This window comes from Flavobacterium sp. UMI-01 (assembly GCF_019656315.1).
In the GTDB taxonomy this organism is placed as follows: domain Bacteria; phylum Bacteroidota; class Bacteroidia; order Flavobacteriales; family Flavobacteriaceae; genus Flavobacterium.
On the sequence record NZ_BPLU01000001.1, the window covers coordinates 125,734 to 151,575 of the forward strand.

28 protein-coding genes are annotated in these 25,842 nt (G+C 35.0%); 27 read left to right on the top strand and 1 reads right to left on the bottom strand.

All coding sequences use genetic code 11. The features are described from left to right. Window positions 1-2: 2 nt before the first annotated feature. From rpsE to K5R64_RS00745, 23 genes are all read left to right on the top strand, one after another. Window positions 3-527, top strand: coding sequence for a 30S ribosomal protein S5 (rpsE, locus tag K5R64_RS00635; RefSeq protein WP_220759790.1), 525 nt, complete (start codon window positions 3-5; stop codon window positions 525-527). Between the two features lie 12 nt (window positions 528-539). Further along, window positions 540-722: a 50S ribosomal protein L30 gene (rpmD, locus tag K5R64_RS00640; RefSeq protein WP_017495010.1), complete on the top strand. Its 183-nt coding sequence runs from the start codon at window positions 540-542 to the stop codon at window positions 720-722. Between the two features lie 11 nt (window positions 723-733). Further along, window positions 734-1,186 carry a 50S ribosomal protein L15 gene (rplO, locus tag K5R64_RS00645; protein ID WP_220759792.1) on the top strand — a complete coding sequence of 151 codons (453 nt, stop codon included), beginning with the start codon at window positions 734-736 and terminating at the stop codon, window positions 1,184-1,186. A gap of 14 nt (window positions 1,187-1,200) precedes the next feature. Continuing rightward, window positions 1,201-2,547 (top strand): preprotein translocase subunit SecY, encoded by a 1,347-nt coding sequence (gene secY / locus K5R64_RS00650; protein WP_220759794.1) that lies wholly within the window; start codon window positions 1,201-1,203, stop codon window positions 2,545-2,547. A 4-nt stretch (window positions 2,548-2,551) separates the two neighbouring features. After that, on the top strand, window positions 2,552-2,767 hold the full coding sequence (infA, locus tag K5R64_RS00655; protein ID WP_026714631.1) for a translation initiation factor IF-1: 216 nt from the start codon (window positions 2,552-2,554) through the stop codon (window positions 2,765-2,767). 11 nt (window positions 2,768-2,778) lie between these two features. Continuing rightward, window positions 2,779-2,895, top strand: a complete 117-nt coding sequence (gene ykgO / locus K5R64_RS00660; RefSeq protein WP_002987490.1) for a type B 50S ribosomal protein L36 — start codon at window positions 2,779-2,781, stop codon at window positions 2,893-2,895. Between the two features lie 2 nt (window positions 2,896-2,897). After that, a complete protein-coding gene (gene rpsM, locus K5R64_RS00665; protein WP_220759796.1) occupies window positions 2,898-3,272 on the top strand; it encodes a 30S ribosomal protein S13 in 375 nt (124 codons plus the stop codon). A gap of 8 nt (window positions 3,273-3,280) precedes the next feature. Next, window positions 3,281-3,664 (top strand): 30S ribosomal protein S11, encoded by a 384-nt coding sequence (gene rpsK / locus K5R64_RS00670; protein ID WP_007803677.1) that lies wholly within the window; start codon window positions 3,281-3,283, stop codon window positions 3,662-3,664. 90 nt (window positions 3,665-3,754) lie between these two features. Continuing rightward, on the top strand, window positions 3,755-4,360 hold the full coding sequence (gene rpsD, locus K5R64_RS00675) for a 30S ribosomal protein S4 (protein ID WP_220759798.1): 606 nt from the start codon (window positions 3,755-3,757) through the stop codon (window positions 4,358-4,360). Between the two features lie 21 nt (window positions 4,361-4,381). Further along, window positions 4,382-5,374, top strand: a complete 993-nt coding sequence (locus K5R64_RS00680; RefSeq protein ID WP_220759800.1) for a DNA-directed RNA polymerase subunit alpha — start codon at window positions 4,382-4,384, stop codon at window positions 5,372-5,374. A 62-nt stretch (window positions 5,375-5,436) separates the two neighbouring features. Next, window positions 5,437-5,931 carry a 50S ribosomal protein L17 gene (rplQ, locus tag K5R64_RS00685; protein WP_220759802.1) on the top strand — a complete coding sequence of 165 codons (495 nt, stop codon included), beginning with the start codon at window positions 5,437-5,439 and terminating at the stop codon, window positions 5,929-5,931. A gap of 236 nt (window positions 5,932-6,167) precedes the next feature. Further along, window positions 6,168-7,268: a glutamine-hydrolyzing carbamoyl-phosphate synthase small subunit gene (gene carA / locus K5R64_RS00690; RefSeq protein WP_220759804.1), complete on the top strand. Its 1,101-nt coding sequence runs from the start codon at window positions 6,168-6,170 to the stop codon at window positions 7,266-7,268. 196 nt (window positions 7,269-7,464) lie between these two features. After that, window positions 7,465-8,757 carry a phosphopyruvate hydratase gene (gene eno, locus K5R64_RS00695; RefSeq protein ID WP_220759806.1) on the top strand — a complete coding sequence of 431 codons (1,293 nt, stop codon included), beginning with the start codon at window positions 7,465-7,467 and terminating at the stop codon, window positions 8,755-8,757. A gap of 151 nt (window positions 8,758-8,908) precedes the next feature. Then, on the top strand, window positions 8,909-10,177 hold the full coding sequence (locus K5R64_RS00700; RefSeq protein ID WP_220759808.1) for a citrate synthase: 1,269 nt from the start codon (window positions 8,909-8,911) through the stop codon (window positions 10,175-10,177). Between the two features lie 74 nt (window positions 10,178-10,251). Next, window positions 10,252-11,166, top strand: a complete 915-nt coding sequence (locus tag K5R64_RS00705; protein ID WP_220759810.1) for a dimethylarginine dimethylaminohydrolase family protein — start codon at window positions 10,252-10,254, stop codon at window positions 11,164-11,166. A gap of 10 nt (window positions 11,167-11,176) precedes the next feature. After that, window positions 11,177-12,115, top strand: coding sequence for a citrulline utilization hydrolase CtlX (ctlX, locus tag K5R64_RS00710; protein ID WP_220759812.1), 939 nt, complete (start codon window positions 11,177-11,179; stop codon window positions 12,113-12,115). A gap of 78 nt (window positions 12,116-12,193) precedes the next feature. Then, the gene (locus K5R64_RS00715) at window positions 12,194-12,559 is read left to right on the top strand and encodes a CoA-binding protein (RefSeq protein WP_220759814.1); all 366 of its coding nucleotides are present in this window, start codon (window positions 12,194-12,196) and stop codon (window positions 12,557-12,559) included. Between the two features lie 50 nt (window positions 12,560-12,609). Beyond that, window positions 12,610-13,230 (top strand): recombination mediator RecR, encoded by a 621-nt coding sequence (recR, locus tag K5R64_RS00720; RefSeq protein ID WP_220759816.1) that lies wholly within the window; start codon window positions 12,610-12,612, stop codon window positions 13,228-13,230. 69 nt (window positions 13,231-13,299) lie between these two features. Continuing rightward, window positions 13,300-14,088: a polysaccharide biosynthesis/export family protein gene (locus tag K5R64_RS00725; RefSeq protein ID WP_220759818.1), complete on the top strand. Its 789-nt coding sequence runs from the start codon at window positions 13,300-13,302 to the stop codon at window positions 14,086-14,088. Window positions 14,089-14,103: 15 nt separating this feature from the next. Continuing rightward, the gene (locus K5R64_RS00730) at window positions 14,104-16,578 is read left to right on the top strand and encodes a polysaccharide biosynthesis tyrosine autokinase (RefSeq protein ID WP_220759820.1); all 2,475 of its coding nucleotides are present in this window, start codon (window positions 14,104-14,106) and stop codon (window positions 16,576-16,578) included. Between the two features lie 4 nt (window positions 16,579-16,582). Next, entirely contained in the window at window positions 16,583-17,572 is a 990-nt protein-coding gene (locus tag K5R64_RS00735; protein ID WP_220759822.1) for an SDR family oxidoreductase, read from the top strand. Window positions 17,573-17,633: 61 nt separating this feature from the next. Then, entirely contained in the window at window positions 17,634-19,025 is a 1,392-nt protein-coding gene (locus tag K5R64_RS00740; protein WP_220759824.1) for a UDP-glucose 6-dehydrogenase, read from the top strand. 76 nt (window positions 19,026-19,101) lie between these two features. Beyond that, entirely contained in the window at window positions 19,102-19,569 is a 468-nt protein-coding gene (locus K5R64_RS00745) for a UpxY family transcription antiterminator (RefSeq protein ID WP_220759826.1), read from the top strand. Window positions 19,570-19,594: 25 nt separating this feature from the next. Here K5R64_RS00745 and K5R64_RS17300 read toward each other — a convergent pair whose 3' ends face one another. Continuing rightward, window positions 19,595-19,729, bottom strand: coding sequence for a pentapeptide repeat-containing protein (locus K5R64_RS17300; protein WP_220759827.1), 135 nt, complete (start codon window positions 19,727-19,729; stop codon window positions 19,595-19,597). Between the two features lie 93 nt (window positions 19,730-19,822). Between K5R64_RS17300 and rfbB the strand changes: the two genes are divergently transcribed. The 4 genes from rfbB to K5R64_RS00770 all read left to right on the top strand — a co-directional run bounded on the left by rfbB (window position 19,823) and on the right by K5R64_RS00770 (window position 25,833). Next, window positions 19,823-20,875 carry a dTDP-glucose 4,6-dehydratase gene (gene rfbB / locus K5R64_RS00755; protein ID WP_220759829.1) on the top strand — a complete coding sequence of 351 codons (1,053 nt, stop codon included), beginning with the start codon at window positions 19,823-19,825 and terminating at the stop codon, window positions 20,873-20,875. A gap of 189 nt (window positions 20,876-21,064) precedes the next feature. Next, window positions 21,065-22,357: a nucleotide sugar dehydrogenase gene (locus K5R64_RS00760; protein WP_220759831.1), complete on the top strand. Its 1,293-nt coding sequence runs from the start codon at window positions 21,065-21,067 to the stop codon at window positions 22,355-22,357. Window positions 22,358-22,368: 11 nt separating this feature from the next. After that, window positions 22,369-23,379, top strand: a complete 1,011-nt coding sequence (locus tag K5R64_RS00765; protein ID WP_220759833.1) for a mannose-1-phosphate guanylyltransferase — start codon at window positions 22,369-22,371, stop codon at window positions 23,377-23,379. Window positions 23,380-23,433: 54 nt separating this feature from the next. After that, the gene (locus K5R64_RS00770) at window positions 23,434-25,833 is read left to right on the top strand and encodes an SLBB domain-containing protein (RefSeq protein ID WP_220759834.1); all 2,400 of its coding nucleotides are present in this window, start codon (window positions 23,434-23,436) and stop codon (window positions 25,831-25,833) included. The last annotated feature ends 9 nt before the right edge of the window (window positions 25,834-25,842 follow it).

A 25,842-nucleotide genomic window follows, 5' to 3' on the forward strand; every position in this document is an offset into this window, starting at 1 on the left:
GTATGTCTAATAAGTACAAAAGTATAGAGATAGTAAAACCAGGAGGTCTTGAATTAAAAGATCGTTTGGTGAGTGTAAATCGTGTTACTAAAGTTACAAAAGGTGGTAGAGCATTTGGTTTTTCTGCTATCGTTGTAGTAGGTGATGAAAATGGTGTTGTAGGACATGGATTAGGGAAATCTAAAGACGTTTCTGAAGCAATCGCAAAAGCGGTAGAAGATGCAAAGAAAAATTTAGTAAAAATTCCTTTGAATGGTCAATCAGTACCTCACGAACAAAAAGGTAAATTTGGTGGTGCACGTGTGTTCTTGATTCCAGCTTCTCACGGTACGGGAGTTATTGCTGGTGGAGCAGTTCGTTCAGTTCTTGAGTCTGTAGGTATTCATGATGTATTATCTAAATCTCAAGGATCATCAAATCCTCACAACGTAGTTAAAGCAACTTTTGATGCTTTATTACAAATGAGAAGTGCTCATACAGTTGCAAAACAAAGAGGGCTTTCATTAGAAAAAGTTTTTAAAGGTTAATTCAAGGAAATTATGGCTAAATTATTAGTAAAACAAGTTAGAAGTAAAATCAACTGTCCTCTTTCTCAAAAGAGAGGATTGGAAGCTTTAGGTCTACGTAAAATGGGTCAGGTTGTAGAACATGATTCCAACCCTGCAATCCTTGGGATGATAAACAAAGTTAAACACTTAGTTTCTGTTGAAGAAGCTAAATAACAAATACTGTTATGAATTTAAGTAACTTACAACCAGCTGAAGGGTCAACGCACAATCAAAATAAAAGATTAGGTAGAGGAGAAGGTTCTGGAAAAGGTGGTACTGCTGCACGTGGTCACAAAGGAGCAAAATCTCGTTCTGGTTATTCTAAAAAGATTGGTTTTGAAGGAGGGCAAATGCCACTTCAAAGACGTGTGCCTAAGTTTGGTTTCAAAAACATCAATCGTAAAGAGTACGAAGGTGTTAATTTAGATACGCTTCAATTATTAGTTGATAATGGTATAGTTACAGATGCTGTCGATATGACAACTTTTGTGGCAAACCGTTTGGCTACTAAGAATGAAATCGTTAAGATTTTAGGAAGAGGAGAATTGAAAGCAAAATTAAAAGTAACTGCTCACAAATTTACTGCTACTGCAAAAGCGGCTATTGAAGCTGCGGGTGGAGAAGCTGTAACAATATAATTTTTCAATTAAGTATGAAGAAATTTATTGAATCAATTAGTAATGTTTGGAAAATCGAAGAACTAAAAAACCGAATCCTAATTACTTTAGGTTTGCTTTTAGTTTATCGTTTTGGAGCTCAAGTAACACTTCCTGGAATCGATGCGACTCAATTAGCTAATTTAGCGGGTCAAACTAAGGAAGGGATTGGTTCAATTCTTGACATGTTTACTGGAGGTGCATTTTCACAAGCATCAGTTTTTGCTTTAGGAATTATGCCTTACATCTCAGCCTCTATTGTAGTGCAGCTTATGGGAATTGCGATTCCTTACTTGCAAAAATTACAAAGTGATGGTGAGAGCGGTAGAAAAAAGATTAATCAGATTACACGTTGGTTGACTATTGTAATTACTTTAGTACAAGGACCAACTTACATCTACAATCTTTATAGAACCTTACCAGGTAGTGCATTTTTATTAGGGTTTAATTCTTTTGAATTCTTATTTTCTTCAGTTGTTATTTTAGTTACAGGTACAATTTTTGCCATGTGGTTAGGAGAAAAAATAACTGATAAAGGAATTGGAAATGGTATTTCACTATTAATTATGGTGGGTATTCTTGCAAGATTTCCTCAGGCATTTATTCAAGAATTTACAACGAGAGTTACTAATAACAACGGTGGACCAATGTTATTGGTTATCGAAATAATTATTTGGTTATTAGTTATTATTGCTTGTGTTTTATTAACAATGGCAATACGAAAAATACCAGTTCAGTACGCTCGTCGTACTGCTTCAGGAGATTTTGAGCAAGATATGTTGGGTGGTAATAGACAATGGATTCCTTTGAAGCTTAATGCTTCGGGGGTAATGCCAATCATCTTTGCTCAAGCAATCATGTTTGTTCCTGCAGCTGTTGCTGGACTGTCTAAATCAGATACCTCTCAATCAATTGTTGGTGCTTTTAGTAATATGTTTGGATTTTGGTATAATTTAGTATTTGCAACTTTAATTGTTGTATTTACATTCTTTTATACTGCCATTACCGTACCTACTAATAAGATGTCTGATGATTTGAAACGAAGCGGTGGTTTTATCCCAGGTGTAAGACCTGGAGTAGAAACTTCTGAATTTTTAGACAAAGTGATGTCTTTAATTACTTTTCCAGGATCTTTATTTCTTGCTCTGATCGCTGTGTTCCCAGCAATTGTTGTAAGTCTTATGGATGTTCAACAATCTTGGGCAATGTTTTTTGGGGGTACCTCATTAATAATTATGGTTGGTGTTGCGATTGATACAATCCAGCAAATCAATTCATATTTGTTAAATAAACATTATGATGGTTTAATGAAAACTGGTAAAAACAGAAAAGCAGTAGCTTAATTTTATGGCAAAACAATCAGCAATCGAACAAGACGGTAGCATCATCGAAGCATTATCCAATGCGATGTTCCGTGTAGAATTAGAGAACGGACATGTTGTAATTGCTCATATTTCTGGAAAAATGCGTATGCATTATATCAAATTATTACCTGGTGATAAGGTGAAACTAGAAATGAGTCCTTACGATTTGTCTAAAGCAAGAATTACTTATAGATATTAAAAGAATTCACAATGAAAGTAAGAGCATCAGTAAAGAAGAGAAGTGCCGAGTGCATTATCGTACGTAGAAAAGGAAGATTATACGTAATAAACAAAAAGAATCCTAGATTTAAACAAAGACAAGGATAATTATGGCAAGAATAGCAGGGGTAGATATCCCAAAAAACAAGAGAGGTGTTATTGCACTTACCTATATCTTCGGATTAGGAAAAAGTAGAGCTATTGAGATTTTAGAAAAAGCTCAAGTAAGCCAAGATAAAAAAGTTCAAGATTGGAATGACGACGAAATCGGAGCAATTCGTGAAGCTGTTGGAGCATACAAAATTGAAGGAGAATTACGTTCTGAGGTTTCTTTAAACATCAAACGTTTAATGGATATTGGTTGTTATAGAGGTATTCGTCATAGATCTGGTCTTCCATTAAGAGGACAAAGAACTAAGAACAACTCTAGAACTAGAAAAGGTAAAAGAAAAACTGTTGCTAACAAGAAAAAAGCAACTAAATAATAAGTAATATGGCTAAAGCAACTGCAAAAAAACGTAAAGTTATCGTTGAATCAACGGGAGAAGCTCATATTTCTGCTACCTTCAATAACATCATCATTTCTTTGACTAACAAAAAAGGTGAAGTTATTTCTTGGTCTTCAGCTGGTAAAATGGGTTTTAGAGGTTCTAAAAAGAATACTCCATACGCAGCTCAAATGGCAGCAGAAGATTGTAGTAAAGTAGCTCTTGAGGCTGGACTTAAAAAAGTGAAAGTTTATGTTAAAGGACCAGGAAACGGACGTGAGTCTGCTATCCGTTCTATTCATAACGGTGGAATCGAAGTAACTGAAATTATCGATGTTACTCCAATGCCTCACAACGGATGTCGTCCTCCAAAAAGACGTAGAGTTTAATAATTTAATTTAAGTATAACTAGGTAGAATACACGATTATCGAAGGATTTGACCTGAATTCATAATCTCTACCTTAATTAATTCATAGAAATGGCAAGATATACTGGTCCAAAAACTAGAATTGCTCGTAAATTTGGCGAAGCAATTTTCGGAGATGATAAAGCTTTCGAAAAAAGAAATTACCCTCCTGGGCAACACGGGATGGCTAAAAAAAGAGGTAAAAAATCTGAATATGCTGTCCAATTGATGGAAAAGCAAAAAGCTAAATATTCTTATGGAATTTTAGAAAAACAATTCAGAGGTTTGTTTAAAAAAGCATCTGCTACTAAAGGAGTAACAGGTGAAGTGCTTTTACAATTGTGTGAGGCTAGATTGGATAATGTAGTTTTTAGAATGGGTATTGCTCCTTCTAGAAGAGGTGCTAGACAATTAGTTTCTCACAGACACATCACTGTTAATGGTGAAGTTGTAAATATTCCATCTTACCACTTAAAGCCTGGTGATAAAGTTGCAGTTCGTGAAAAATCTAAATCTTTAGAGGCTATCGAACGTTCTTTATCTAATTCAAGTCATGTTTATGAATGGATTACTTGGAACAATGATGTTAAAGAAGGTACTTTTGTTTCTGTACCTGCAAGACTTCAAATTCCAGAAAACATTAAAGAACAATTAATCGTAGAGTTGTACAACAAATAATAATTGACTTAGTCGAAATTTATGGCAATATTTAATTTTCAGAAGCCCGATAAAGTTATCATGATCGATTCAACCGATTTTGAAGGCAAATTTGAATTTAGACCTTTAGAACCTGGTTATGGATTGACTGTTGGTAATGCACTTAGAAGAGTTTTGCTTTCAGCATTGGAAGGATATGCAATTACATCTGTTCGCATAGAGGGTGTAGATCATGAGTTTTCTACTATCTCAGGAGTTGTTGAAGATGTTACCGAAATCATTCTTAATTTGAAACAAGTTCGTTTCAAACGTCAAATTGAAGATATAGATAATGAATCAGTTTCTATTTCAGTTACTGGTAAAGATCAATTGACAGCGGGTGATTTTCAGAAATTTATTTCAGGTTTCCAAGTTTTGAATCCAGAATTGGTTATCTGTAATTTAGATAGTAAAATCAAACTTACCTTAGATTTAACAATCGAAAAAGGTAGAGGATACGTTCCTGCTGAGGAGAACAAAAAACAAAATGCTGCAATAGGTACTATTTTTACAGATTCTATTTTTACTCCTGTGAAAAATGTAAAGTATGCTATTGAAAACTTCCGTGTGGAGCAAAAAACAGATTACGAAAAATTAGTTTTTGAAATTAAAACTGATGGTTCTATTAATCCTAAAGATGCTCTTACTGAAGCTGCAAAGGTTTTAATTCACCATTTCATGTTGTTTTCTGACGAAAGAATTACACTCGAGGCTGATGAAATCGCACAAACAGAATCTTATGATGAGGAATCATTACATATGAGACAATTGCTTAAAACTAAGCTTGTTGATATGGATTTATCTGTTAGAGCATTAAATTGCTTGAAAGCGGCTGAAGTTGATACACTTGGTGATTTAGTATCGTTCAATAAAAATGACCTAATGAAATTCCGTAATTTTGGTAAAAAATCTTTAACAGAACTAGATGAACTAGTGGCTGTTAAGAATTTAACTTTCGGAATGGATTTAGCAAAATACAAACTAGATAAAGAATAATTTACTTCATATTTTGCTCTCCATAGTGGATTGTAGCAAGATGAAGTTAAAATAAATTGGTCATGAGACACGGAAAAAAATTCAATCACTTAAGCAGACAGACTGCACATAGAAAATCTATGTTGGCTAATATGGCTTGTTCTCTTATTGAGCACAAACGTATTAACACTACTGTTGCTAAAGCAAAAGCGCTTAAACAATTTGTTGAGCCTTTAATAACAAAATCTAAAAATGACACGACTCATAACCGTCGTATTGTTTTTGCTAGCTTGCGTAGTAAGTATGCTGTAACTGATTTGTTCAGAGACGTTGCTGCTAAAGTTGGTGACCGTCCAGGTGGATACACACGTATCATTAAAGTTGGTAATCGTTTAGGAGATAATGCTGATATGGCAATGATCGAATTAGTTGATTTTAACGAACTTTACAACGGAGGTAAAAAAGAAGTTAAAAAAGCAAAAAGCCGTCGTGGTGGTAAATCTAAAAAAGCAGAAGAAGCTACTGAGACTCCTGCTGCTGAAGACGATGCTCAAACTACAACAGAGGCAACTGAATAATTATGATGATAATCATTCAATAAAAAATAAGGATAAGCTATTTATAGTTTATCCTTTTTTTTTGCCTAATGCTACAGGATACTTATTTAATACGCTATCCCCGTTTTAGTTATTTTTTACATTAGCTTTTAAAAATTTGTTTCCATTGTATTTATGGATTAAATTTGCACAATATTTATCTACAAATTAGTATAGCTGTGAGAATTTCACCAAGCTATTATAATATAAATCAAAGAATGAAATATACAACAAGACAGAGCGCCATACTTTTATTAAGTGATGGTACAATTTTTCACGGAAAATCAATTGGTATTAGTGGGACGACCTTTGGTGAAGTTTGTTTTAATACAGGTATGACTGGATATCAAGAAATCTTTACAGATCCTTCTTATTTTGGTCAGATTATGGTTGCTACAAACCCTCACATTGGTAATTATGGTGTGAATGATAAAGAAGTAGAATCTGCGGGTATAAAAATTGCTGGTTTAGTATGTAAAAATTTCAGTTTTAATTATTCTCGTGAAGATGCTTCGGGTAGCTTAGAAGATTATTTTGTTAAACAAAATCTTATCTGTATTTCTGATGTGGATACCAGAGCTTTGGTAAGTTATATCAGAGAACATGGTGCGATGAATGCTGTAATTTGTACTGATGGTACTCCTGTTGCAGAATTGAAGGAAGCTTTGTCAAAAGTTCCAGATATGAAAGGGTTGGAATTGGCATCTAAAGTTTCTACTAAAGAGCCATATTTTTTTGGAGATGAAAATGCTAAATATAAAGTATCAGCTTTAGATTTGGGTATCAAAACCAATATTCTTCGTAATTTGGCTAACAGAGATTGCTATATTAAGGTTTTTCCTTATGATGCTTCTTATGCAGATCTGGCTTCTTTTAATCCGGACGGTTACTTTTTGTCAAACGGACCTGGAGATCCAGAACCTTTGTCTGGTGCGATTGCAGTTGCTCAAGAAATTTTGAAGAACAACAAGCCTTTATTTGGTATTTGTTTAGGTCACCAAGTTATTGGTTTAGCAAATGGAATTTCAACTTATAAAATGTTTAACGGTCATAGAGGAATCAACCATCCAGTTAAAAATGTAATCACGGGTAAAGGGGAGATTACTTCTCAAAACCACGGTTTTGCAGTAAATAAGGAAGAGTTGGAAGCGAATCTGGATTTAGAAATCACACACATCCATTTGAATGACGGAACAGTAGCTGGAATGCGATTGAAGAATAAAAATTGTTTTTCAGTACAATACCATCCAGAGGCTAGTCCAGGGCCACATGATTCATCTTATTTATTTGATCAATTTGTGGCTAACTTAAAAGGATAGTAAAAGGAGTAATATTCTTTAAAATTTATTTTATTGAACTATTGGGGTGTTGATTTTCTTGTTTTTATAAAATATTGTGATGGATTTGTTGGATATAACAGAATACATCGTTTTCGTTAATAAGATTAGATTTTTTTTGCATTACCATTACGATAGATACAATATATTTGCATTTTAAAATTAAAAAATAGAAAGTATGAGCATTATTATTAAAATTCACGCAAGACAAATTTTCGATTCAAGAGGTAATCCTACTATTGAAGTAGATGTAATCACTGATAGTGGTGTTTTAGGAAGAGCTGCAGTTCCATCTGGAGCATCGACTGGAGAACATGAGGCAGTAGAATTACGTGATGGTGGAAAAGCTTATTTAGGAAAAGGAGTTTTGAATGCCGTGAAAAATGTGAATACACTAATTGCGGAGGAACTTGTAGGAACATCTGTTTTTGAACAAAATGTTATTGATCAAATGATGATCGATTTAGATGGTACTCCAAATAAATCTAAATTAGGAGCTAATGCTATCTTAGGGGTTTCTCTTGCCGTGGCAAAAGCAGCAGCTAATGAATTAGGATTGCCATTATACAGATATGTAGGTGGGGTTTCCGCTAATACATTGCCTGTTCCAATGATGAATATCATCAACGGAGGTTCACATTCTGATGCTCCTATTGCATTTCAAGAGTTTATGATTTTTCCAGTAAAAGCAACTTCTTTTACACATGCTATGCAAATGGGATCTGAAATTTTTCACTCTTTGAAAAAAGTATTACACGATAGAAATTTGAGTACAGCTGTAGGTGATGAGGGAGGTTTTGCGCCTAATTTAGCTGGTGGTACTGAAGATGCTTTAGATACAATCAAAAAAGCAGTTGAAAATGCTGGATATACTTTTGGTGACGAAATCATGATTGCTTTAGACTGTGCTTCGGCTGAGTTTTACAAAGATGGAAAATACGATTATTCTAAATTTGAAGGACCAACGGGGAAAATCAGAACTTCTGCTGAGCAAGCGGAGTACTTGGCTGAGTTGACTTCTAAATATCCAATTATTTCTATCGAAGACGGGATGGATGAAAACGACTGGGATGGTTGGAAATTGTTGACGGAGAAAATCGGTGATAAAGTTCAATTAGTAGGTGATGATTTGTTTGTAACTAATGTTGAACGTTTGTCAACAGGTATCGAGAAAGGTATTGCAAACTCAATCCTTGTAAAAGTAAACCAAATTGGTACTTTGACTGAAACAATTGCAGCGGTAAATATGGCTAAAAATGCAGGATATACTTCAGTAATGTCACACCGTTCTGGGGAAACTGAAGATAATACTATCGCTGATTTAGCTGTTGCTTTGAACTGTGGTCAAATTAAAACAGGTTCTGCTTCTCGTTCTGATCGTATGGCTAAATACAATCAATTAATTCGTATCGAAGAAGAACTTGGAGATACGGCTTATTTCCCTGGGAAGAAAGCATTCAAACAGAAATAATTGATTTTGAAATTATTTTAAAGCCATTTACAAAAAGTAAATGGCTTTTTTTTTGAGTTTTAACAATTTCGTTAGATTATTCATTTTTTAATTAGTTCGAAATTCCTTAGATTTGGGCATTATTAAAAATAAGATTTATTTCCAAAGTATTATGTCAAAAACAGCTATATTAGAAATCGATGGCAAAAAGTATGAGTTTCCTATTTTTAAAGGGAGTGAAAACGAAGAAGCTATTGATATTAAGAAATTAAGAGATTTAACAGGATTGGTTACTCTAGATCCAGGGTATAAAAATTCAGGTTCATGTACCAGTGAAATTACGTTCTTAGATGGAGAACTAGGTATTTTGCGTTACAGAGGGTATGCAATTGAAGATTTGGCTGAAAATGCTACCTTTCTAGAAGTTTCTTATTTGCTGATTTTTGGTAGAAAACCAACGGCTGCTGAATTAGAAAAATTTGAAAACGATATTCGCAAATATACCCTTGTAAACGAGGAAATGAAGAGTATTTTGGATGGTTTCCCTAAAACGGCACATCCAATGGGTATATTGGCTGCCTTGACTAGTGCCTTGACTTCTTTTAACCCTAAATCAGTAGATGTAGAGAATGAAAAAGATGTGTACTGTGCTGTATGTAAAACAATGGGGAAATTCTTAGTTATTGCAACTTGGACTTTTAGAAAAAATATGGGTTATCCTTTGAATTATTATGATAATACAAAAGGATATGTTGAAAACTTCATGCGATTGATGTTTGAAATCCCAACGGAACCTTACAAAGTTAGCCAAACAGTAATTGATGCTTTAGATAAATTATTTATACTTCATGCTGATCACGAACAAAACTGCTCTACTTCAACAGTAAGAATGGTGGGTTCTTCTCATGCAGGTTTGTTTGCTTCGATTTCTGCAGGTGTTTCTGCGCTTTGGGGGCCTTTACATGGAGGTGCTAATCAAGCTGTACTTGAAATGCTAGAGGAAATCCACAACAACGGTGGTGATACTGAAAAATATTTAGCCAAAGCAAAAGACAAAGCTGATCCTTTCAGATTGATGGGCTTTGGACATAGAGTTTATAAAAACTTTGATCCACGTGCTAAAATCATCAAAAAAGCAGCTAATGAAGTATTGGCTACTTTAGGTGTAGAAGATCCAATCTTAGATATTGCAAGAAAATTAGAAGCAGCTGCTTTAGAAGACGAGTATTTCAAAGCGAGAAACTTGTATCCTAATGTAGATTTTTACTCTGGAATTATCTACAGAGCTTTAGGAATTCCAACAGATATGTTTACGGTAATGTTTGCTATCGGAAGATTGCCAGGTTGGATTGCGCAATGGAAAGAAATGCGTGAGAACAAAGAGCCAATTGGAAGACCAAGACAAATTTATACAGGTTCTCCTTTAAGAGAATTTAAATAAGATATACTAGTTCCTAATAAAGCTTCACTGTAAGGTGAGGCTTTTTTTTTACCTTTGTTTAAAGCATGTAATAGATGATACAATTAAATGTAAATAATGAAACGTCTCGTTTGAGAGCGGTGATTTTAGGTATAGCCTATAGCAATGGGTCTACCCCAACAGCTGAGGAAGCGTATGATCCAAAATCATTAGAACACATCTTAAAAGGAACTTATCCTGTAGAAAGAGATATGGTTTTTGAGATGGAGGCGTTTGAAAAAGTGCTTCTCAAATATGATGTAAAAGTATATAGACCACAACTGATTGAAAACTACAATCAGATTTTTACCCGTGATATAGGATTTGTTATTGATGATGTTTTTATTAAATCAAATATTTTACCTGAAAGAGAGCATGAGTTGGATGCTATTCAGTATATTATAGAGCAGTTTGATCCTCAAAAAGTTGTTCGTCCTCCAGTTGAAGTGCATATTGAAGGGGGAGATGTAATGTTGTGGGGTGATTATATTTTTATTGGAACCTATAAAGGGAGTGATTATGAAAATTATATCACGGCCCGCACTAATAAGCAAGGAGTTGAATACATCAAGAATTTGTTTCCACACAAGATTGTAAAGGAATTTGATTTGATTAAATCCAAGATTGAAGCGCGTGATAATGCTTTGCATCTGGACTGCTGTTTTCAGCCAGTGGGAAAGGACAAAGGAATTATTTATAAAAGAGGCTTTAGAGAAGAAGCAGACTATATGTATTTGGTAGCCTTATTTGGAAAAGAGAATTTGTTTCATTTGAAACGAAATGAAATGTATGAGATGAATTCAAATGTTTTTTCGATAGATACCAATGTAGTTGTTTCTGAAAAGAAATTTAAAAGATTGAATAAATGGTTGAGAGGACATGGTTTTATTGTAGAAGAAGTACCGTATGCCGAAATTGCAAAACAAGAAGGATTGTTGCGTTGTTCGACTTTGCCTTTAATTAGAGATTAAAATAAAGAGGATGAAACAAATAACTAATACCGTATTGATGATTCGTCCGGTGGCATTCCGAATGAACGAACAAACAGCGGTTAATAATTATTATCAAAAAGTGATTGAAGGATTGTTGCCTGCAACCGTAAATGCCAAAGCGCAGCAAGAATTTGATGCATTGGTGACCAAGCTTAGAGGTGTGGGGGTCAATGTAATTGTAGTAGAGGATACTGAAACGCCCAATACGCCGGATAGTATTTTTCCAAACAATTGGATTTCTTTTCATCATAATGGTGACGTGGTGTTTTATCCCATGTTTGCCGAAAATAGAAGATTAGAGCGTAGAGAGGATATTTTGGATATCATAGAAGCTGAAGGATTTGTTATCGAAAATTGTGTGGATTATTCTTCGGCTGAGGAAGACAATTTGTTTTTAGAAGGTACTGGGAGCCTTGTTTTGGATAGAGACAATGAAAAAGCCTATTGTGCCCTTTCTCCAAGAGCCAGTGAAGAGTTGTTAATAGAGTTTTGTGAGGATTTTGATTGTGCGCCTGTCATTTTTGAAGCCTTTCAAACCGTGGGACAGGAGAGAAAATTGATTTATCATACGAATGTGATGCTGTCAATAGGAAGTACTTTTGCAGTGCTATGCTCGGAAGCTATTGATGATAAACAAGAACGCAAAATGGTGGTTGAAAATCTCAAAGCAGATGACAAAGAAATAATATATATAACGGAAAAACAATTGAATAGTTTTGCGGGAAATATGTTAGAGGTACTGGGTGCTGGAAACAAAAAATATTTGGTTATGAGTACGGCAGCTTTTGAGTCTTTAACAGCCAAGCAAAAAGAACAACTCGAAAAACATGCGACAATCTTGCATTCGAACTTAGATACGATTGAAGCTTGTGGAGGAGGAAGTGCACGATGCATGCTGGCGGAAGTGTTCTTAGAAAAAAGACCATAAATAAGCGTTTGCATTTAGAGAATGTGTTTCCAAATTTCAAGCCTGAAAAGCTTTACTTTTGTAAAACAGAAAAAAAACATGAAAAATAAAAAAACAGTAATATTAGGCGCGTCAACCAAAGTCGAAAGAGCATCATATAAGGCCATTCATAATTTAGTGAACAAAGGTCATTCGGTATTAGCTATTGGGCAAAATGCGGGTGAGGTAGCGGGAGTAAAGATTCAAACCAAAGCGATACCCTTAAAAAATGTGGATACTATTAGCTTGTATTTGAATGCATTGCGTCAGCGAGAGTATTACAATTATATCATTGAAGCCAATCCCAAACGCGTGATTTTTAATCCAGGTGCCGAAAATCCAGAATTGTCACAACTTTTGGAGTTAAATAATATTAAGTCTGAACGAGCGTGTACTTTGGTATTATTAGCTACAAATCAATACTAATCCTTATTTTTGCAAACACTCCATTGGGTTTCTAGTGGTCTATCTTTCTTATGGAATTTTCATCAAAATTAATAGAAAAAGCTGTCAATGAAATTGCACAATTGCCAGGAATTGGCAGGCGTTCTGCTTTGCGATTGGCATTGCATTTGTTGAAACAGCCCAAGGAACAAACCGAGTTTTTGTCTCAAGCTTTGGTAAAGATGCGAACGGAAATCAAATATTGTCAAAGCTGTCATAATATTTCGGATAGTGAAATTTGTGAAATTTGCGACAATCCCAAAAGGAATAAAGGGTTGATTTGTGTGGTTGAAGATATTCGCGATGTGATGGCTATCGAAGGAACGGGGCAATATAAAGGAGTTTATCATGTTTTAGGAGGGAAGATTTCACCCATCGAAGGAGTGGGGCCTAGCCAATTGAAGATTAGTTCGCTGGTAGAAAAAGTGCAATCGGGGAAAGTAGATGAAATTATTTTTGCATTGAGTTCTACGATGGAAGGGGATACGACAAATTTTTATATTTACAAACAAATTGCCGATTCAGGAGTGGAAATGTCCACCATTGCCCGAGGTATTGCGGTAGGCGATGAATTAGAATATGCCGATGAAGTCACCCTTGGGAGAAGCATCGTGCATAGAATTCCATTTGAGAAATCCTTTAAGAGTAATTAATTGGATTTTAAGAAAATCAAATTTAATATAGTAAATGAAAAAGCTATATTTGTTGTCTAAAATGAAAAAATGAAGAAGTATATTTTCTTTTTATTCTTGACACTATCGGTGTTGCTTACCTCATGTATTTCTACACATGATTTAATTTATTTGCAAAATAAAGAAGGAGACAAGGCAGCATCCACAATTGCAGCCGTTGCAGCCAAGCCTTACAGAGTGCAAGTCAATGATGTAATGAGTATCAGTATTAAAACTATTGACCCAAAATTAGTTGCTATTTTTAGTACTGTAAATGAAGGAGAAGTGGGAAAGTCACCTACTGGTTTGTATTTTGATGGCTATACCGTGGATGACCATGGGAATATTAGAATTCCTATCTTGGGTGAAGTTAATGTTATTGGTTTTACATTGGATGAAATTCGCCAAAAAATAGAAAAACAATTACTAGCAGATTATTTTAAAAAAGAAGCCAATGTATTTGTTACGGTAAAATTGGCAGGATTCAAATACACTATCAATGGGGAAGTGGGTAGTACAGGAACCAAGACTTTATTTCAGGATACAGTGACCATTATGGAAGCTATTGCAAACTCCGGAGACATAACAGTAACAGGTGACAGAAAAGCCGTAACCATTATCAGGCAGACTCCTACTGGTACTCAAATGCACGATATCGATTTGACCAATAGAAATGTCATGCAATCACCGTATTACCATTTGCAACCCAATGATTATATTTATGTGAAACCATTGAAGCAAAAGACCTGGGGGACAGGAAAAACAGGGTTAGAATCGCTAAGTACCTTCATCACTTTGTTGTCATTGGCAACGACGACATTTTTTCTGTTAACCAAATAAAAGCGCGTTAGACGAATGTTAGATATAAAAGATTTTTCCATATTTGAAAACCAAGTCAGTTTTGACTTCAAAGGGTTTTTAATTAAAATAGGAAGCTATTGGAAATGGTTTTTGATCAGTTTGATTATCACTTTTACCATTGCCTATCAAGTCAACATTCGAAAGGAAAAAATTTACGGCATGGAAACGCTTATTTCGGTTAAGGAAGAAAGCAATCCCTTGTTTACCTCTAATACCAGTTTGGTTTTTAATTGGGGTGGAATTTCAGACCAAGTAAGTACAATTTCTACCATATTCCAATCCCGTTCTCACAATGAATTGGTGGTCGAAAAATTACAATTTTATATCGATTATTTGGTACAAGGCAAATACAATTTGACAGACGCCTACGGTGCGGTGCCTTTTTATGTAACCATTGATAAAACCAAAGGACAAGTTGTTAATACTCTTATTGGAATTAAATTTATAAGTGAAACGGAATATGAAATTAGGATTCCATTTACTTCCAATTCTGTAAGTATCGTGTCCTATGCGGATAATTTTTATAGTAGTACTGCTGTGGTACCCGGAGAGTTTGTCAAGAGATATAAAGTGGGTACGCCTGTTAACTTACCCTTTTTAAATTGGAAATTACACATCAAAGACAAGCCTGGTTTTTACAAAGGGAATGAATATTTTGTAAAATTTAATGATTTTGATGGTACCGTTTCGAGGTACAAAGGGGTCAATGTAAGAGTGGATGATAGAGCAGGTTCTATCATCACATTGAGTATGCAAGGTCCCAATAAGGCGCGAATGGTGGATTACTTGAATGCTACGGTAAAAGTATTAATCAAAAGACAATTGGACGAAAAAAATCAATTTGCTACCAATACCATTAGTTTTATAGATAGTACGTTAGTGGCAATGGAAGCGCAATTGAGAGAGACAGGAGACGAATTAAAGTCATTCCGAAAAAGTAAAAATATCTACGACATTGAAGCTGGTGGCGAAAAATTTACGGATAAAATCTTTGAGTTTGATGTGCAGAAAGATGAAATCGCTCGAAAATTAGCCTATTACAATTCCTTAAAAACATACTTAAAAAACAGTGTTGATTATTCTAAGCTTCCAGCTCCTTCGGTTGCAGGGATTGATGACCCCAATATTGTGAGTAATATTTCTAAATTAATAGCGCTCTCTACACAACGCTCTGAAATGGCGTATGCTGTGAAAAGTGATAAGATTTTCAAAGATTTTGATATACAAATGGATGCCATTAAAAATGTCATTTTAGAGAATATTGCAACCGCTAAAACCGCTTTACAATACGATTTGTCACTGATAAATAATAAAATAAATCAGGCTGAGAACACGATTAAAAAACTTCCTGAAGACCAACAAGAACTCATAAAAATCAAGCGTAAGTACGATTTAAGTGACAATATATACAGTACGTTTTTGCAAAAAAGGAGTGAGGCAGATATTGTTAAAGCGGCAAACTTATCCGACATCCATTTTATTGACCCAGCCAAAGATATCGGCGGAGGATTGATAGGACCGAGAACATCAGTGAATTATGTTTTGGCCTTATTTTTAGGGATTTTATTTCCATTGATTTTTGTCTTCACAATTTTCTTCATAAACAATGCGATACAAAATACAGACGACATTAGTACTTTGACACAAATACCATTGATTGGAGTAGTCGGGCTTAATAAAGCTGCTTCTGATTTGGCTGTTTTTGAAAAGCCAAAATCGGCCTTATCTGAATCTTTTAGAGCCATTCGGTCTTCTTTACAATTTTTATATAAACAGCAAAATGTAGATGGAGCGAAAACCTTGATGATTACTTCTTCGGTCAGTGGTGAAGGGAAAACGTTTTGCTCAGTAAATATTGCCACCGTTTTTGCCTTGAGCGAAAAGAAAACCGTGATTGTAGGTCTCGATTTGCGGAAACCCAAATTGTCTGATGAATTTCAATTGGTTAATGAAGTGGGTGTTGTCAATTATTTAATTAACCAAAAAGGAGTGGATGAAATTATTAATAAGACACACATTCCCTATTTGGATGTTATTTTATCAGGTCCTATTCCGCCAAATCCTTCTGAATTGATTTTGAGCGATCAAATGGGGGAATTAATGAAAGAGTTAAAAGGAAAATACGACTACATTATACTTGATACACCTCCAGTAGGACTGGTTTCAGATGCTTTGGAATTGTCTGAATTTGTTGATGTTACGTTGTATATTGTACGTCAAAATTTCACCAAAAAAGAAATGATAACGTTGTTAAACAATAGAGTTAAGCGTAAAGAATTATCTAATACTAGTATCATTTTTAATGGTTTTGAAAACAAAGCGAAATATGGTTCAGCCTATGGCTACGGTTATGGCTATGGTTACGGCTATGGTTATGGTACCTATGCCAATGGGTATCATGAAGAGGAAGGAGCTAAAGGTTGGTTTCAAAAAATAATACGTCCTTTTAGAAAAAGCAAAAAAAGTTAAGACAATGAGTGCAGAAGTTGTGGGTGTAAAAACCATATTGGTAACAGGTGGGGCAGGCTTTATTGGGTCTAATTTATGTGAGTACTTTTTGGGAAAAGGGTACAAGGTGGTTTGTTTGGATAATTTTTCTACGGGACATTACCACAACTTGGCTGCTTTTGAAAAAGAAGATAATTTTCGATTAATAGAAGGAGATATTAGAAATAGTGAAGATTGCCAACAAGCCGTTGCAGGTGTCGATTATGTGTTGCATCAAGCGGCCTTGGGGTCAGTGCCTCGTTCTATTAAAGATCCTGTTACGACTAACGAGGTGAATGTAACAGGATTTATCAATATGCTTGTAGCAGCACGCGATGCCAAGGTTAAACGATTTATTTATGCGGCTAGTTCCTCCACCTATGGGGACTCTAAGGGATTGCCAAAAGTAGAGGAGGTCATTGGGAAACCGCTTTCTCCTTATGCGATTACGAAATATGTAAACGAACTCTATGCTGAGATTTTTGGCAAGACATACGGAATGGAAACCATTGGTTTGCGATATTTTAATGTATTTGGAAGAAAACAAGATCCTAACGGGGCTTATGCGGCGGTCATTCCCAAGTTTGTGATGCAATTGATGCAGTTAAACTCACCAGTTATTAACGGAGATGGAGCGTATTCCCGTGATTTTACCTATATCGATAATGTAATTCAAATGAATGAATTGGCCTTGTTAACCACTCATCCTTTGGCATTGAACACTGTTTTTAATACCGCTTATGGAGACCGAAACACCTTGAATGATTTAGTACATTATTTGAAAAAATATTTAGCCAAGTACAATCCTGAAATTGCTAAGGTACCTATTGAATATGGCCCTAATCGTATGGGTGATATTCCGCATTCGTTGGCCAGTATTGATAAAGCTAAAGAAATATTAGGATATCGGCCGCGTTATTCGTTGCAAGAAGGTTTGGAAGAGGCGGTGGCTTGGTATTGGAAAAATTTGCAATAATGGTGTTTCCAATAGCGTTAGAAAAACAATATAAAATTGAAAATTAATTTAGAAAATATAAATGAAGGTTACTAAAATTTGTTGTATTGGTGCAGGATATGTAGGAGGGCCTACGATGGCAATTATTGCCCAAAAATGTCCACACATACAAGTGACAGTGGTGGATTTAAACGAGAACAGAATTGCGGCTTGGAATGATAAGGATGTTACTAATATTCCCATTTATGAGCCAGGACTTTCTGAGATAGTAGCCGAGGCAAGAGGAAAAAATTTATTTTTTTCAACGAATGTGGATCAAGCCATCGATGAAGCCGAATTGATTTTTATCTCGGTGAATACACCCACAAAAACGTTTGGTAAAGGGAAAGGGATGGCCGCTGATTTGAAATACATCGAATTGTGTGCAAGACAAATTGCGCGTGTGGCTAAAGACAATAAAATAGTAGTGGAAAAATCTACTTTGCCTGTAAGAACGGCAGAGGCTATCAAAAGTATTTTGGATAATACAGGGAATGGAGTTCAATTTCAGATTTTGTCTAATCCTGAGTTTTTGGCTGAGGGTACTGCAGTAACTGATTTGCTATATCCGGACCGAATTTTGATAGGGGGCGATACAACACCCGAAGGGCAAGAAGCCATTCAGTCTTTGGTGGATGTGTATGCCAATTGGGTGGATAAAGATAAAATTTTGACCACTAATGTATGGTCATCTGAATTGTCAAAACTAACAGCAAATGCCTTTTTAGCACAACGTATTTCGTCGATTAATGCCATGTCAGAATTGTGTGAAAAGACAGGGGCAGATGTAAATGAAGTCGCCAAAGCTATTGGTATGGATAGTAGAATTGGGCCTAAATTTTTGAAGGCATCGGTAGGATTTGGTGGTTCTTGTTTTCAAAAGGACATTCTCAATTTGGTCTATATTGCCAAAACCTACGGTTTGAATGAAGTAGCCGATTATTGGGAACAGGTCATTATTATGAATGATCATCAAAAAAGACGTTTTTCGAGTAAAATTGTGCAAACGCTTTACAATACCGTGGCAGACAAAAAAATTGCTTTTTTAGGATGGGCATTCAAAAAAGATACTAATGACACTCGAGAATCGGCGGCGATATATGTGGCAGATGATTTAATTAATGAGCAAGCTCAGATTGCGGTATTTGATCCGAAAGTGGGAGCCGATAAAATTATAGCCGATTTAGACTATTTGGAAACGCGTTCTTCGAAAGAAAATAACGAAAAAGTGAGCGTTGAAGAGGATGCTTATGCAGCTTGTCATCAAGCACATGCCATTGCGGTACTCACAGAATGGGATGAATTTACGACCTATGATTGGCATAAAATATACGAAGGGATGCAAAAACCTGCTTTTGTTTTTGATGGACGCAATGTGCTTAACCGAACTGAAATGGAACGTATTGGGTTTGTGTATCAATCGGTGGGTTCATGATTAGCGACAGCGCACTAGGTAACCGTTGGATGTTCAGGGCAGTATGAGATAAATTAATTTTCAAGGTACAAAAGAGATGAATTGGTATGTAGTATATACAAAACCGAAATGGGAGAAGAAAGTAAGTGAACAATTAATGAAATTGCAGTTGGAGTGTTATTGTCCTTTGGTCATCAAGGAAAGACAATGGTCTGACCGAAAAAAAAAGATTGAAGTTCCGTTGTTTAATTCCTATGTTTTTGTTCGTTTAAACGAGGAGGAACGGAATTTAGTTTTTCAGTCTTCAGGTGTTGTTCGTTATTTATTTTGGTTAGGGAAACCTGCCATTGTTAGAGACGAAGAAATCAATACGATTAAAAAATGGTTAGAGAAATCGGATGCCATTGAGGTGATGCCGTATCAAGTGGGTGATAAAATTAAACTAAAGTCGGGGCCATTTTTGAATCAAGAAGCTGTTGTTCAAAAAGTAAACAAAACCCATTGTGTTCTTGTTTTGGAATCAATGGGCTGTGTATTAAAGATGAGTTTGAATACAAAAAACTGATGTGCTGGAGGAATGGAATATACAATCACATTAAGCTTGTCACATTGAGCTTGTCGAAATGAGCTTGTTCGAAATGGGCTTGTTCGAAATGAGCTTGTTCGAAATGGGCTTGTTCGAAATGGATTTTTATAAAAAAAAGAGTTTGCTCAGATTTACTCAAAGTAGCAACTTAAGGTTGTGGAAGCATTTGAAATGATTTGACCTCAAGAAACAATTGGGTGTATATAGTACAAAAAAATAAAAAACATAAAAAATGAAAAAAATTCTAATAACAGGAGGTGCGGGTTTTATAGGTTCACACGTGGTACGCTTGTTTGTTACCAAGTATGAAAATTATCAAATTTATAATTTGGATGCGTTGACGTATGCGGGGAACTTGGAGAATTTAACGGATATAGAAAAGTCACCTAATTATACTTTTGTAAAAGGAGATATCGCTGATGAGGCGTTTATTATGGAGTTATTTGAATTGCATCAATTTGATGGAGTGATTCATTTAGCCGCTGAGTCGCATGTGGATCGTTCTATTGAAGATCCTATGGCATTTGTGAGAACCAATGTGATAGGAACCGTAACTTTATTAAATGCCGCACGAAAAATTTGGAAGGGAAATTGGGAAGGCAAGCGTTTTTATCATATTAGTACGGATGAAGTGTATGGTACCTTAGGAGCCGAAGGCTTGTTTACGGAAACTACTCCTTATGACCCTAATTCGCCTTATTCGGCTTCCAAAGCCAGTTCAGATCATTTCGTTAGAGCCTATGGAGAAACCTACGGTCTGCCGTATGTATTGACCAATTGTTCTAATAATTATGGGCCTAACCATTTTCCAGAAAAGTTAATTCCGTTGTTTATCAATAATATTATCCATAATAAGCCGTTGCCTGTATATGGTGACGGAAATTATACCCGCGATTGGTTGTTTGTAATTGACCATGCTCGTGCCATTGATGTGGTTTTTCATCAAGGGAAAAATCATGAAACATACAATATTGGAGGTTTTAACGAGTGGAAGAATATTGACTTAGTTCGGTTGTTGTGTGGGATTATGGATGACAAGTTAGGCAGAGCCAAAGGAACATCAGCACAATTAATAACATTTGTGAAAGATAGACCAGGGCACGACTTGCGTTATGCGATTGATGCCACCAAAATCAAAGAACAATTGGGTTGGGAGCCTTCGGTTACTTTTGAGCAAGGGTTGGAAATTACCGTGAATTGGTATTTAGAAAATGGTGATTGGTTAAATAATGTGACCTCAGGAGCTTATGTTTCCTATTATGAAAATCAATATTTGATTAATTAAGTGGTTATCAAGCATTATTGTGGTTATTTTTGGGTGTAAGAATTTAGTAATAAAAAAGTTGGAATTTCCTTCTGGTTTTAACTTTATAACCGTTATAATTTCTTATATTTGCCGCTTTTTGGAAGGGAGGTTCTGCTTACTGTTATGTGGGTTAGAATCGCGAAGCGTTGGATAAAACTATAGTTTTTAATGAGTTTAGGTATTAAAATTGGTATTATTGGTTTGGGTTATGTAGGCTTGCCTTTGGCTCGTTTATTTGCTACAAAGTATCCTGTAGTAGGTTATGATATCAATGTAGCTCGAATAACTGATCTAAAAAAAGGGTTGGATGCTACTCTCGAAGTTTCTGAGGAGTTATTGAAAGAAGTTTTAATTTCTGATTTAGGTGATTTTACTTCTACAAATGGACTTTTAGTGACTAATGAAAAAGAAAAGCTCTCGGACTGCAATTATTATATTGTTACAGTACCAACACCTGTAGACAAAAATAATAAGCCCAATTTAAATCCCTTGTATCGGTCATCGGAAACTGTGGCTTACTATTTGAAAAAAGGGGATATTGTTATTTATGAATCTACTGTTTATCCGGGATTAACTGAAGAAGAATGTGTGCCAATATTGGAACGTTACTCTAATTTAAGATTTAATACTGATTTTTTTGTGGGGTATTCGCCCGAGCGAATTAATCCTGGAGATAAATTACATACCGTAGATAAGATTTTGAAAATTACATCAGGTTCCACTCCAGAAGCAGCACAAAGGGTGAATGCTCTATATGAGTCTGTAATTACAGCAGGTACTTATTTAGCACCTAGCATAAAAGTTGCTGAGGCCGCTAAAGTAATAGAAAATTCACAACGGGACATCAATATTGCTTTTGTCAACGAGCTGGCTAAAATTTTCAGTCTAATGAAAATAGATACTCAAGAGGTGTTGGCTGCAGCAGCAACCAAATGGAATTTTTTGCCTTTTAAGCCTGGTTTAGTAGGAGGACATTGCATAGGGGTTGACCCATATTATTTGGCGCAAAAGGCACAAGAATTAGGGTATCACCCTGAGATTATTTTAGCCGGACGTCGTTTAAATGATAGTATGGGGGATTATATTGCGTCTCAAGTTGTTAAATTAATGATAAAAAAGGGAATTATTATTAATCAAGCCAGTTTGTTGATGTTGGGAATTACGTTTAAAGAAAATTGTCCCGATGTAAGAAATACAAAAATTGTAGATTTGATTCACGCTTTGTCTGATTATGGTATTAAAATCACAATTTATGATCCTTTGGTTGCAACAGAAGAAGTGTATCGGGAATATCAATTGGAATCCGTTCAAGAACTCCCCGATGACAAGTATGATGCGATTATTTTAGGCGTTGCACACGATGAGTTTCTAGATTTCAACATTGAAAAATATAAAACATCAAAAAGTATTGTTTATGATGTAAAGGGAATTTTAAGAAATCGAGCTGATGGCAGGTTATAAATACAAATATTATGGAAGTAGTAAAGAATAAAGTAACACATGTTGTTTTAACAGGAGGTATAGGTAGTCGATTATGGCCTTTATCTCGAAAGAGTAAACCAAAGCAATATTTGGAAATTTTTGAAGGCAAATCATTGTTTGAACTTACAGTTGAGCGTAATCAAGCCATAGCTCAAAATACTATAGTTGTTGGTAATATCGACAATTGTCATTTGAGTAAAAAAGCAATGGATAAAAACACTATTGATTATTTTGAAATTATTGAAGCTACTCCACGAAATACCGCTGCAGCAATTGCATTTGCGGCATTCGCTTCATTACCAGATGATATTTTGTTAATAACCCCCTCAGATCATATTATTGATGGTGAACAGGAGTATAAAAAGGCAATCGATGAAGCCATTTTAAAAGCATCAGAAGGCAATATAGTGACTTTTGGTATTGTGCCCAATAAACCTGAAACGGGTTACGGCTATATTGAACAAAAAGGAGATGCAGTGCTTTCATTTAGAGAAAAACCTAATTATGAGACTGCAGTTGACTTTATAAATAAAGGCGTTTTTTTGTGGAACAGTGGAATGTTCTGTTTTAAAGCTAGTGTTTATTTGGAGGAATTAAAAAAATACCAACCAGAGGTATATGAGAAATCCAAAGTTGTTTGGGAAAATAATAACGATGGAAAATTAGATTATGAACTTTCTATGGAAATACCTTCTATAAGTGTTGATTATGCAGTAATGGAACGCTCCAAGAAAATAAAAGTCGTTTCGGCAAAATTCAAATGGTCCGATTTAGGTTCTTTTGAGTCTGTATATGATTATCTACTAAGTAAAGGATATCCGTCCGATAAAAATGGTAACATAACGATAGGAGATTCGAAGCACACTACTTTTGTTGGTTTAAGAGATATCATTTTTGTTTGTACCGAAGATGCTAATTTAATTTTAAAAAAGAAACATTCACAAGAAGTCAAAGAGGTTTATGATAGCTTAAACCGACAAAAATCTCCTCTGTTAGATTAAGTCTTTGCCTTACTACATCAAGTTGTTTGTTATTTTGAAAATCGATTTATTATTATGAAAAAAAGAATCCTTATTATTGTCCTTTTCCTTATATGTTCTGTTGGATACACACAGGATTTTCTTAAATCACGTGATTTAAGTACTTTCAAAGCTGAGTCTCTTACTCAGTCTGATATTGAAAAAATGGATTCGCAATTAAAGGTACAAGGAACTTCAATTGAACAAGTCAGGGCTTTAGCACTTTCTAGAGGGATGAATGAAAATGAGTTTGAAAAATTAAAAACCAGACTGAACAGGTTTAGTAATTCAATTAAAAAAGAAAGACTCAATGAAGGGAATGCCATACTAATTACTGATAAGGCCGTTACTACTAAAGTCAAAGACACTCTTAATCGTTTAATTTTTGGCTCAGAACTTTTTGATAATCCTACGCTGAATTTTGAACCTAATTTGCAATTGGCAACCCCTGTTAATTACATACTAGGTCCAGGAGATGATTTGCAAATTAGTGTTTATGGAGTCCAAGAGTTTGACACTTCTGTTAAAGTTTCAAATGAAGGAAAAATTGATATTCAATACGTAGGACAAATTAGTGTATCAGGCATGACCATCGAAGCCGCTACTAGTAAGATTAAAAATGCTATTGCAAGAATTTATAGTACCGTTTCTTCTGGTCAATCTCAGGTTTCTGTCAATTTAGGTAGTATCCGTACTATTCGGATTACTGTTATTGGAGGCAAACAACCAGGGAATTATTCGTTGTCGTCTTTGTCATCGGTCTATCATGCGCTCCATGTAGCGGGAGGACCAGGTGTAAATGGAAGTTACCGTAACATTCAATTGATTAGAAATAATAGTATCATTCGTTATATTGATATTTATCGTTTTTTAATAAATGGTGATCAGTCAGACAATGTTGGTTTAAAAGATAATGATGTAATACGCATCCCTACGTATGATAATAGAGTTACTATTGAAGGTGAAGTTAAAAGACCAGGTATATTTGAATTAAAAAAAGGAGAAACCTTCCAAGATTTAATTTATTATGCTTCCGGTTTTAATGATTTGTCTTATTCTTCATCTGTGCAGGTTACCCAAAAAACAGCTAAAGAATTTAAGGTTCTTGACCTTCAAAAGACAGATTTTAATACCTATAAGCCACAGTCAGGGGATGTGTTTAAAGTTGGTAAAATATTAAATCGTTTTGAAAATAAAATCAAAATTAGCGGTGCTGTTTTCAGACCCGATACGTATTCTTTTTATGAAGGAATGCGCATTACGGATTTAATTAAAAAAGCCGAAGGCTTGAAAGAGGATGCTTATCTACAAAGAGCTCGTATCCTTCGATTAAAATCGAATCTCACTACTGAAATTGTTGATGTCAATATTGAAAAAGCATTTTCAGGGGACAATAGTTTGAATTTAGCATTGAAAAAAAATGATGAAGTGACTATTTATTCCATTTTAGATTTTAAAGAAGATTTTAAAATAATTATTAATGGTGAAGTTAAAATTCCAGGGGAGTATGCGTATCATGACAATTTAAGTTTGAATGATGTTTTGATTCAAGCTGGTGGTTTAAAAGAATCGGCTTCTTCCAAAGTAGAAATTGCGAGAATGATTAACACGGATGTTGTAGAGGCTAAAAATACGCCTAGAGTTGAACTTTTTACCATTACAATTAATCCAAAGTCCAATGAGCAAGCAGAGAATTTTATTTTGAAGCCTTTTGATGTTATTAATGTACGTAAATTGGCTGTGTATAATGTGCCTGAACAAGTGAAAGTTTCAGGAGCTATCGTACATGAAGGGAATTATGTACTGACCAGTAAATACGATAAAATCTTGACCATTATAAAACGAGCAGGGGGATTAACGCCTTTAGCAGATTTGGATGGAATAAAGATTAAAAGACCTGTACAAACACAAGAATTAGAGGATATTAAAACTATCGATTTGAATTTAGGTAAAAATGATTCAGTTCATAATAAGGTTATTAAAAAAGCAGTCTTAGATAATAAATTTTCTGTTATTCCGATTGATTGGAGAAAAATAATGAAAGACGCTAATAGCTATGATAATGTGACATTACAGTCGGGTGATGAGATTGTGATTAATGCTCAATCAGAAAGTGTAAAAGTAAGTGGCAATGTCTTGTTGAATTCCGAGATTTCTTTTATTCCTGGTAAGAATATTAAATATTATATAAATTCGGCAGGAGGTATTGATAATAAAGGATGGATGAAAAATGCGTATGTGATTTACCCGAATGGTAAAGCAGCAGTGACAAAATCGTTCTTAGGTATTCGCAATACGCCGAAAGTTTTACCTGGGTCACAAGTTATTGTACCTGAAAAGCCAGAAGGTAGAAAATTAAGCACAACGGAACTACTAACTGTGACGAGTGTATTTACAAGTTTAGCAGGAATTATCTTAGGTATTATTAGGCTTTGATTTTATAAA